Origin of the sequence: Segatella sinensis (assembly GCF_040095255.1) — a bacterium.
GTDB classification, from domain to species: domain Bacteria; phylum Bacteroidota; class Bacteroidia; order Bacteroidales; family Bacteroidaceae; genus Prevotella; species Prevotella sinensis.
The window spans coordinates 1-9,510 of record NZ_JBBNGE010000078.1; the positions used below are offsets into that span (position 1 = coordinate 1).

9 protein-coding genes are annotated in these 9,510 nt (G+C 49.4%); 1 reads left to right on the top strand and 8 read right to left on the bottom strand.

Annotation, left to right across the window (positions count from 1 at the left end; translation table 11 throughout):
• Nucleotides 1–128 precede the first annotated feature (128 nt).
• Genes AAAT87_RS14250 through AAAT87_RS14265 form a run of 4 tightly spaced genes read right to left on the bottom strand, consistent with a single transcriptional unit; the run spans nucleotide 129 to nucleotide 4,494 of the window.
• Nucleotides 129–860: an amino acid ABC transporter ATP-binding protein gene (locus AAAT87_RS14250; protein ID WP_428848548.1), complete on the bottom strand. Its 732-nt coding sequence runs from the start codon at nucleotides 858–860 to the stop codon at nucleotides 129–131.
• 37 nt (nucleotides 861–897) lie between these two features.
• On the bottom strand, nucleotides 898–2,451 hold the full coding sequence (locus AAAT87_RS14255) for an ABC transporter substrate-binding protein/permease (RefSeq protein WP_349226783.1): 1,554 nt from the start codon (nucleotides 2,449–2,451) through the stop codon (nucleotides 898–900).
• Between the two features lie 11 nt (nucleotides 2,452–2,462).
• Nucleotides 2,463–3,671, bottom strand: coding sequence for an L-serine ammonia-lyase (locus AAAT87_RS14260; protein WP_349226784.1), 1,209 nt, complete (start codon nucleotides 3,669–3,671; stop codon nucleotides 2,463–2,465).
• Between the two features lie 55 nt (nucleotides 3,672–3,726).
• Complete coding sequence (locus AAAT87_RS14265) at nucleotides 3,727–4,494, bottom strand: peptidylprolyl isomerase (protein WP_296973507.1); 768 nt, start codon at nucleotides 4,492–4,494, stop codon at nucleotides 3,727–3,729.
• Between the two features lie 191 nt (nucleotides 4,495–4,685).
• Between AAAT87_RS14265 and AAAT87_RS14270 the strand changes: the two genes are divergently transcribed.
• Nucleotides 4,686–5,609 carry a hypothetical protein gene (locus AAAT87_RS14270; protein WP_349226785.1) on the top strand — a complete coding sequence of 308 codons (924 nt, stop codon included), beginning with the start codon at nucleotides 4,686–4,688 and terminating at the stop codon, nucleotides 5,607–5,609.
• 212 nt (nucleotides 5,610–5,821) lie between these two features.
• Here AAAT87_RS14270 and AAAT87_RS14275 read toward each other — a convergent pair whose 3' ends face one another.
• The 4 genes from AAAT87_RS14275 to AAAT87_RS14290 are packed head-to-tail and all read right to left on the bottom strand — an operon-like array spanning nucleotide 5,822 to nucleotide 9,276.
• Nucleotides 5,822–6,937 carry a UDP-N-acetyl glucosamine 2-epimerase gene (locus AAAT87_RS14275; RefSeq protein WP_349226786.1) on the bottom strand — a complete coding sequence of 372 codons (1,116 nt, stop codon included), beginning with the start codon at nucleotides 6,935–6,937 and terminating at the stop codon, nucleotides 5,822–5,824.
• Between the two features lie 10 nt (nucleotides 6,938–6,947).
• Nucleotides 6,948–7,901: an SPFH domain-containing protein gene (locus AAAT87_RS14280; RefSeq protein WP_295024080.1), complete on the bottom strand. Its 954-nt coding sequence runs from the start codon at nucleotides 7,899–7,901 to the stop codon at nucleotides 6,948–6,950.
• An 18-nt stretch (nucleotides 7,902–7,919) separates the two neighbouring features.
• Entirely contained in the window at nucleotides 7,920–8,372 is a 453-nt protein-coding gene (locus AAAT87_RS14285) for an NfeD family protein (protein WP_295024081.1), read from the bottom strand.
• A 4-nt stretch (nucleotides 8,373–8,376) separates the two neighbouring features.
• Nucleotides 8,377–9,276 (bottom strand): M48 family metallopeptidase, encoded by a 900-nt coding sequence (locus AAAT87_RS14290; protein ID WP_296973511.1) that lies wholly within the window; start codon nucleotides 9,274–9,276, stop codon nucleotides 8,377–8,379.
• Nucleotides 9,277–9,510: the final 234 nt, after the last annotated feature.

Below are 9,510 nucleotides of genomic sequence, written 5' to 3' on the forward strand. Positions count from 1 at the left end.
TTGAAAGCTTTTGCCCTTTCAGGGCGACTTTACTTTTTGCCAACATTACCCAGGGCGATGCCCTGGGCTAGGAGCTTCTGCCCTTTCAGGGCGTGTGGGGCTTACTTGCGAAACTAGGAGGATAACTCCTACAGGACTTTACCCAGGAACTCCTGGAGTCTTGGAGACTTCGGATGATTGAAGACTTCTTCAGGGGTGCCATCCTCCGTGATATAGCCATCACTGAAGAAGAGCACACGATTGGCAACTTCACGGGCAAAGCCCATTTCGTGGGTTACTACCACCATCGTCATGCCTTCAGCAGCCACATCCTTCATCAGCTGCAATACTTCTCCTACCATCTCCGGGTCGAGCGCAGAAGTAGGTTCATCGAAAAGAAGAACCTCCGGATTCATTGCCAGGGCACGGACGATGGCTACACGCTGCTTCTGTCCGCCCGAAAGACTATCCGGGTAACTGTCTGCCTTGTCCAGCAATCCTATGCGGGAGAGAAGCTCTGTAGCCTTCTCATCCGCCTCTTCACGGGTCATCTTCCCCAACTCTACCGGTGCCAGCATGATGTTGTGGCGGATGGTCATGTTCGGGAAGAGATTAAACTGCTGGAACACCATACCCACCCGCTGACGCATCTTGTTGATATCTACATCCCTGGAGGTGAGGTCTATGCCATCGATCAGAATCTTTCCCTCCGTAGGTTCCTCCAAGAGATTGATGGAACGCAAGAAGGTACTCTTGCCACAGCCCGACGGGCCGATAATGGCAACCACTTCGCCCTGCTTGACGGAAGTGGTGATGCCTTTCAGAACTTCGTTGTCGCCGAAGCGCTTGCGAAGTCCTTCTATCTTGATTATCTCGTTCATTTTATCCATTCTATTATCTTTCGCTCTTTCTCATCTATTATCTTTCGCTCTTTCTCAAACGCTTTTCCAACTTTCTCACTCCGGCATTCAGTCCGAGGACGATGATGAGATACAGGCAGGCTACTACACCCAACGGCATCATTGCCTCGTAGGTGATGCTGCGGATGATATCGGAACCCTTGGTAAGATCCACGAGACCGATGTAACCGCTGATGGAAGTCTCCTTGAGCAGGGTGATAAGCTCATTACCCATCGCCGGCAGCACATTCTTGAAGGCTTGTGGCAGGATGATGAGTCGCATGGTCTTGCCATAAGAAAGACCGAGACTTCTACCCGCTTCCATCTGTCCCTCATCTACCGACATGATACCCGAACGGATGACCTCGGCAATATATGCCGCAGAGTTCAAACCGAAGGCTATGACGGCAACCAGAATCTTGTTGACATCGGCTGAGGCGAAGACCACATAATAGATGATGAGCAACTGCACCATGGTAGGTGTACCACGCATGATGGTGAGATACAACTGGCAGAGCATATTCGGAATGCGCCAACCGCCACGGCGTTCGTGACGGGCACGTATGATAGCTATCAGCGTACCGAGAATCACGGAAAGGATGATGGCGAAGAAGGTGATGATGAGCGTATTGCCCAATCCCTGGAGGAGATACTCATAGCGGTTGTCATCGATGAAGCAAGACTTGAACTTATCCAGAAATCCATGCTGTGTACCAGCTACTTCTGCATTTTCTGAATTTACCATGATGACCTGTCGCACATCGGCGTAGGAATCGGTGAATCCGATGTTCTTCTCCCGCTCTGGGGTGACGGTAATACCGGCGATACCGGCATCAGCCTTACCTGCCTGTACGGAAGTGATGATGGCATCAAACTCCATATCGAGAATCTCGACATCCACGCCCAGCACATCGCCGATGGCATTCGCCACATCTACATCGATACCCACAATCTTACCATCCTGGTAGTACTCGAATGGTTCGAAGGTGGCGTTGGTGGCAAAGCGGAGACTCTTCTTCAGCCCGAGCTTCTGCAGTGCTTCAGGAACATTCTTCTTCACATCCGAAGCCTTAGGCGTATAAGCCACGGCAATGCCCCGTTCCAGATGGCGGTTGACAATGGAATCGATGACGCCATTCGCCTTCAGGATACGGATGGCATGATTGATAGACTGCTGCAATTCGGCATGATCCTTTGCCACACAGATGGCGAAAGAGGAGGCATCGAAGGTTTCCGGAAGAATGCGGAGAGAAGGATTCACCCGCTGGAATGCCTTGGCTGGTGCCTCATCGGTCACCATACAGTCAATCTTACCCTGGAGGAGCGCCTGAATGGCATCAGCTCCCTTGTTGAATCGTTCTACCTTGGTGCCATCTCCTTTCTTTTCCAACTCTGTGGCAAGGCCGTCGCTGGTGGTACCTAATTGTACGCCGATAACGGCGCCCTGCAAATCAGCCTTCGTCTTCAACTGCTTCTTCGCATCGGAAGAATCCGAGCCGCAGGAAGACAGGAGAAGACAGACTGCTATTACTAAAGTACTTAAACTAAATCGTTTTAATCTGTTATAAATCATCTAATTAATCATTATTCTCCTTTAAAGCCTTTTGCCAAACCGCCCTCGCTGGTTTCCTTATAGAGCGAAGGGAGATCGTGACCGGTCTGTCGCATTACCTCTACTACTCTATCGAATGATACGCTGTGATGACCATCCGAGAAGGAAGCGTAGAGATCAGCATCCAGGGCACGGGCAGCCGCAAAGGCATTGCGCTCGATGCAAGGAATCTGTACCAATCCGCAAACCGGGTCGCAGGTCATACCCAGATGATGCTCCAATCCCATTTCGGCAGCATACTCTACCTGGGCAGGACTACCACCGAAGAGCTGGCATGCCGCAGCAGAAGCCATCGCACAGGCTACACCTACCTCACCCTGGCAACCCACATCAGCACCACTGATAGAAGCATTGTGCTTGACGATGTTACCCACCAGTCCGGCAGTAGCCAAAGCACGGAGGATGCGCTCCTCGCTCATTTCATGAGCGGTATGCATGTGATAGAGTACGGAAGGAAGTACACCACAGGCACCACAGGTAGGAGCCGTAACGATGGTACCGCCCGATGCATTCTCCTCACTCACCGCCAGTGCATAGGAATAAACCAGTCCGCGGCTCTGCAAGGAAGCACGATAGCCCTTTGCCTTGATGTGATAGACAGCAGCCTTGCGCTGGAGTTTCAGCGGTCCAGGCAAGACCCCCTCATGACTGAGACCATTGTGGATAGACTGCTTCATGGTATCCCAGACCTTACGGAGATAATCCCAGATATCCGGATCCTCGCATTTCTCCACGTATTCCCAGAAAGAGCGGCCGTTGTCGTAGCACCATTTCTGGATTTCCGCCATCGTCTTCAGGTCATAGACATCTTCAGCGCCCAACTCCGACTGTCCATCAGAACCATCCGAGATGGCACCGCCACCGATACTATAAACAATCCACTCATCAATCACGTCGCCATTCAGGTCCTTGCCCACAAACTTCATTCCGTTAGGATGGAAAGGCAGGAAGACCTGAGGCTCCCAGATAATATGAACAATATGCTTCTTGAGCACTTCCTCGATAGCCACATCGGTCATGTGACCCTTGCCGGTAGCAGCCAGGGCACCATACAATGTTACTTCGTAGGACGAAGCATTAGCACAACGCTCCAGGAAGAGCTTAGCTGCACGCTGAGGTCCCATCGTATGACTGCTCGATGGTCCCTTGCCAATTCGGTATAACTCCTTTAAAGATTTCATTTTTCCCGTATTATAATGTTATTGTTTTCATTTCAGGTATTTTCCCCTTGCTGGTCTATTTCACCTGGGTGGCCCTGGTGATGACGATGTCTTCCAGCGGGCGGTCATTGTTGTCCTTGTTGGTAGCCACATTCTGGATCTTATCTACCACATCCATACCTTCCAGCACCTCGCCGAACACGGTATATCCATTGTCCAGATGAGGCACTCCACCATGCTTGATGTAACCCTGCTGCAACTGCTCGGATGGCAGTGCGTAGGATTTTGCACCCTCTCTCTTCTCCTTCTCTACATAGTATTCCATCTGTCGGGGTGAGAAGTTTCTGCCCCAGGTGATATAGAAATCGGTAGAGGCTGATGCCTTGGTAGGATTCTCATCATCCCCCTCACGGGCTGCACAGAGCTGACCGCGCTTGTGGTAATATTTAGGATAGATGATTTCGGCTGGTACCGTATAGTTGACATCAAACTTCTCCACCTTTCCGGGAGTAACCTTGCGACAAGAGTAATCACCACCCTGGATCATGAAGTTCTTGATGACACGCTGAAAGATACAGCCGTCGTAATATCCGCTGTTCACGAGCTTGAGGAAGTTGTCGCGGTGATGCGGCGTATCGTTATAAAGAGCCACACGGATATTGCCCATCGTGGTTTCCAGCAGTACCTCGTGGCAGGTGGTATCACGAGGTGTCTCCCAAGGGAGCAACTCATTGTCGAATGCCGGACGGGCAGTCTGCTGAGTAGGTTGAGTCTGTTCCTGCGCCATTGCCTGAGGAGCAAAAGCAGTCAGCAAAAGGGCAGATATCGTTATTATCTTTTTCATTTTCTTAATACTTAAATCTGTTTTTTATGTTATTGATTGCAAAGATAATGATTTTATTCTAAAAAGTTATGCTTTTCTCAAACTTTCTTTATATCTTTGCGTGCAAAATGACAGAAACGGGCAAAATGATGCTCAAAAATTGGTGAATAACATAAAAAGCTTCGAAAATGAGGCTACATAAACGATTTGATATGATGACAACAAAAAGATTATATCTTCTTCTCCTGGGCTTCGCACTGATAGGAATGAAAGCCCAGGCACAGCACGTGAGCTTCGGACCTCTGCACAGTCAGGATAGTCCGAGGGAAGACTGGCTGTTGCCAGGCGATACGGTATATCAGGACGGAAAGACCGTGGTATATGGCGGCAAACCCGTAAAAAACACCTATACCCCTATCCGGCATATCGATTCCAACAGTGACGAACTCTACAAGATGGGCAGTTATCTAAAGAATCCTCAGGATAGTGATTATTACAACAATCCAATTTCTAACCTGGTCAATACGGGAGGATTGGGAAACTGCTATGACTATTGGGGAAATGACTGGGGCAAATATGGCTGGAACCGATATGGCTGGGGACTCCATAAGGGACTGAACCTCTCGGTAGATCTTTCCGTCTTCGCCACTTTCGGCAAGCATGCGCCACACTGGGGCGGTTTTACCCAGACCATCAATGCCACGTATCTCACGCCGCTCACCAAGGACAACAAGCTGTGGATGGCTTTGGGTACCTATCTCAACAACATCAATTACGGAGGCGATAATTTCCGTGATGGTGGTGTGTATGGCATTCTGGGCTATCAGTTTGATGAGCACTGGGAAGCATACGTATATGGACAGGTAAGCGTTGCCAATAACTACAATTCCATCTACAACCGTTATGCCGGATATGGTCCTTACGGATATGGCAGATATGGTATGTATCCCGGCATCTGGGGAATGGGCGTGATGCCTGGAGGATATGGTATGGGAGCTGCCGGTGCCAATGTGTTAGGTGCCGGAGTAAGATACACCAACAAGAACTTCTCCATCGGAGTAAGCGTTGAGGGCAATTGGTATAACACCCCAAAGACTCCTACCTATTACAAACAGTATGATTATCCGGTGAAATAAACGAAAGCCCCACACGGGCTGAAAGCCCAGAAGCTCCTAGCCCAGGGCAACACCCTGGGTTTACAAGGTATATAGCAAAATCGCCCTGTAAGGGCAAAAGCTTCTCATACACAAAGCTTTTGCCCTTACAGGGCGACATTGTTGCTTGCATGTTAACCCAGGGTGTTGCCCTGGGCTAGGAGCTTCTGCCCTTACAGGGCGTGTGGATTTACTTATTCCCCACAGATAATCTGAACGATGCGTTCTGCCGACCGTCCATCCCATCTATCAGGAATACCACCCTTCTTCCATTCACCCTTCACAATTTTCTCCATAGCCTGCTGAAGCTTCTCAGGATCTTCAGCAACAAGCTCGTTGGTTCCTACGGTTACGGTTTCCTGATGCTCGGTATAGCTATTCAGGGTGATGCATGGCACTCCATTGAAGGTAGCCTCTTCTGCCACATTACCCGAATCGGTGATTACACCCATAGCGTGGGCTGAGAGATAAGAGAAATCGAGATAACCCTGAGGCTGCACGACCATGATACCTGACTGATGATCAGCCACATCCTGGTATGCCTTGAAGGCAAGCACGAATCCCAATGCCTTGCCACGCAAAGGAGCCAGAACCTTGATGCCTGCCTGGCGAGCCACACTGTCGATCGTTGAAATCAAGGTCTTCATCTCATCGATATTGTTGACGATGGCCTTGCGGTTCAAGGTAAGCACCATATACTTGCCATCCTCCAGATGCTGCTCGTCCATCACCTGAGGACGCTTCATACGCTGCTGCAGGAACCGGATGTTATCAATGAGTACATTACCCACCATATAGACCTTAGAGAGTTCGGCACCCTCCTTGTTGGCGATACTGTTATTGGAGATACCTGCGGTGAAGAGGATATCAGAGAGTCCGTCGATCACCAGACGGTTGATTTCCTTTGGCATCGTGATATCGAAGCTACGGGTACCTGCTGCGATGTGAGCCAACTGAACGCCCTGCTTCTTGGTGACGATAGACACAGCCATAGTAGAAACCAGATCATCCACCACAATCACCACATCCGTAGGATTCTGCTGGAGATAGCGCTCAAACTGTGCCATCACCATACCGGTCAGCTCATTCATATTCTCACATTCCACGCCCAGATAAACATCCGGCTTGCGGATACCCAAGTCAGAGAAAAGAGAATCTTCAAGGGTCTCATCATCTTCGCGACCGGTATAGACCAGCTTGCACTCCATCTCCCCGCCCGCATTCCGGGCATTCTCTATCGCTCTCATCACAGGAGCCACCTTAATGAAGTTAGGTCTCGCTCCAGCAACAATACAAATTTTCTTACTCATATTTTTTAGTTTACTTACTGTTAAACAAATCCTTGATGCCACCGATGGATCCCAGGAGGTTGGTAGCCTCGTATGGCAGATAAACCACCTTATTATCCTTACCCTGAGCCACTTCCTGCATCATGGTAATGTATTTCTGTGCCAGCAGATAGTTGGCAGGATTGGTACTCTGTCCTACGGCTTCGGTAATCTTCTGGATGGCGATGGCCTCAGCCTCAGCCTTGCGGATGCGGGCGGTAGCCTCACCTTCAGCTCTCAGGATAGCCTGCTGCTTGGCAGCCTCAGCCTTGTTGACAATCGCCGCCTTTTCACCTTCGGAGAGCAGACGCTGCTTCTCCTTCTCTCCTTCTGAAGTAAGGATGGTAGCTCGCTTGTTACGCTCTGCCTGCATCTGCTTCTCCATCGCCTGGAGCACACTCTCAGGAGGAGTGATATCCTGCAACTCTACACGGTTTACCTTGATTCCCCACTTGTTGGTGGCATCGTCGAGCACCGCACGGAGCTTGGTGTTGATGGTGTCACGGGAGGTAAGTGTCTGATCGAGCTCCATCTCACCGATGATGTTACGCAGGGTAGTCTGAGTCAACTTCTCTATCGCATTAGGCAGATTGTTGATTTCATAAACACTCTTGAAAGGATCTACAATCTGGAAATAAAGCAGTGCATTGATCTGCATCTGAATATTATCCTTGGTAATCACATTCTGACGGTCGAAATCATAAACCTGTTCACGAAGGTCGATGCTGCTGGTATAAGTATAGCTTCCTCTACGCATCGCCACGATGGTCTTGGTCTGGTCGATGAAAGGAATGATAATGTTGATACCTGGCTTCAGGGTAGCATAATAGCGACCCAACCGCTCGATGATTCTGGTCTCACTCTGAGGAATGATCACGATGGTTTTCTTTACCACTACCAGTGCAAGCAGCACTAGAGCAATCAATACATAAAGTCCTATTTCCATGATGTTTATAATTAAAAGTTAGTACTTTTCTACCTGGAGAATGATAGACTGGTGACCCATCACTCTTACACGGGTGCCCTTGGCGATATCACCAGCAGCACCCGGAGCTTCTGCCTTCCAGTCATCACCATCGAGCTTCACTCTTCCATACCCACCGGCAACGATGGTTTCACTCACCTCGCCTATCTGTCCGGCAAGGGCATCGGAATTACTCTCCCGATGATCGGCTCCCCTATGGATAGCCTTTACCAGATGCGGACGGATCAACAGGATACTGAGTACGGAACATACCGCCCAGACCACTACCTGAACCCAGAACGGAGCATCCATCACAGCCACTGGTATGCTGATGAGCGCACCGATGGCAAAACAAGTCACGTAGAAGTCGCCGGAAGACAACTCCAGGATGAGGCAGATGAACATGATGACTGTCCAAAATAGCCAGAGGTTTTGAGAGATATATTCCATCATATCGTTATTTTTTAGTTGATTTCTTCATCAGCGAGCTAGCCTTGATGGTCTTGACGCCTGTTTTCTTAGTAGTAGATACGGAAGTCTTTCCCTGAGGCTTGTAGTACTTCAGCGCAGTAGGCATCGCCGCCTTCAAGGCAGCAATACGCTTGGCATCGGAAGGGTGATCGCTGAAGATATCACTCTTGCCCTGATTGCCCGAAGCCTCAGCCATACGTTCCCAGAAAGGTATAGCCTGCTGAGGATCGTAGCCTGCCATCGCAGCAAAGATCAAGCCCATATAGTCGGCTTCTGTTTCGTTTTCACGCGAATACTTCAGATTGCGGAAGGAGAAGTACTGTCCGGCTACGGCACCCGCCAGATCTCCCACTCCATTACCTACTGCCTGATTCAGCACACCGCTCAGAATGCTGGTACCTACCTGCTGGTTCTGAGCCTTGGAAAGCTGCTCTGCACTATGCTTAGCCACGGCGTGTGCAATCTCATGTCCCAGTACGATGGCGAGCGAATTATCGCTGGAAGCCACCGGGAGCAAGCCTTCATATACCACAATCTTTCCGCCAGGCATGCAGAAGGCATTCACACTGTTGTCCTGAACGAGGTTGAATTCCCAGGAATAGTTCTGCAGATCATTGGCGTATCCGTTCTCCTTGAGATAAGTTTCCACGGCAGCAGCCAGTCGCTTTCCTACTCTTACCACCTGCGCAGTCTTTGCTGCATTGGTAGATTTCTTCGCCGAAGCCATGTACTTGGTATATTCCTGATTAGACAAGCTCAACACCTGTGCATCTGAAACAGAGATGCGATGGGTGCGACCCGTAAGAGGCACCTTCTGCGTAGTACCGCAAGATGCAAGCATCATGGCAGCCAACATACTAAAAACTAAAATCTTAATCCGTTTCATTTTCTATCTTCTCTTAAGTTATATATTCTATTTGCAAGAAATACTTATCTTATGATTTGCAAATATACATCAAATACACGAAACAGCCAAGTTTTTCCGAGAGTTTAACAAAAAATTAAGAGGGTGTGTCATAAGTTTAGATTATGGTAGCCGAAGTCGGGCTGAAAGCCCAAAAGCTCCTAGCCCAGGGCATCGCCCTGGGTAATGTTGGCAAAAAGTAAAGTCGCCCTGAAA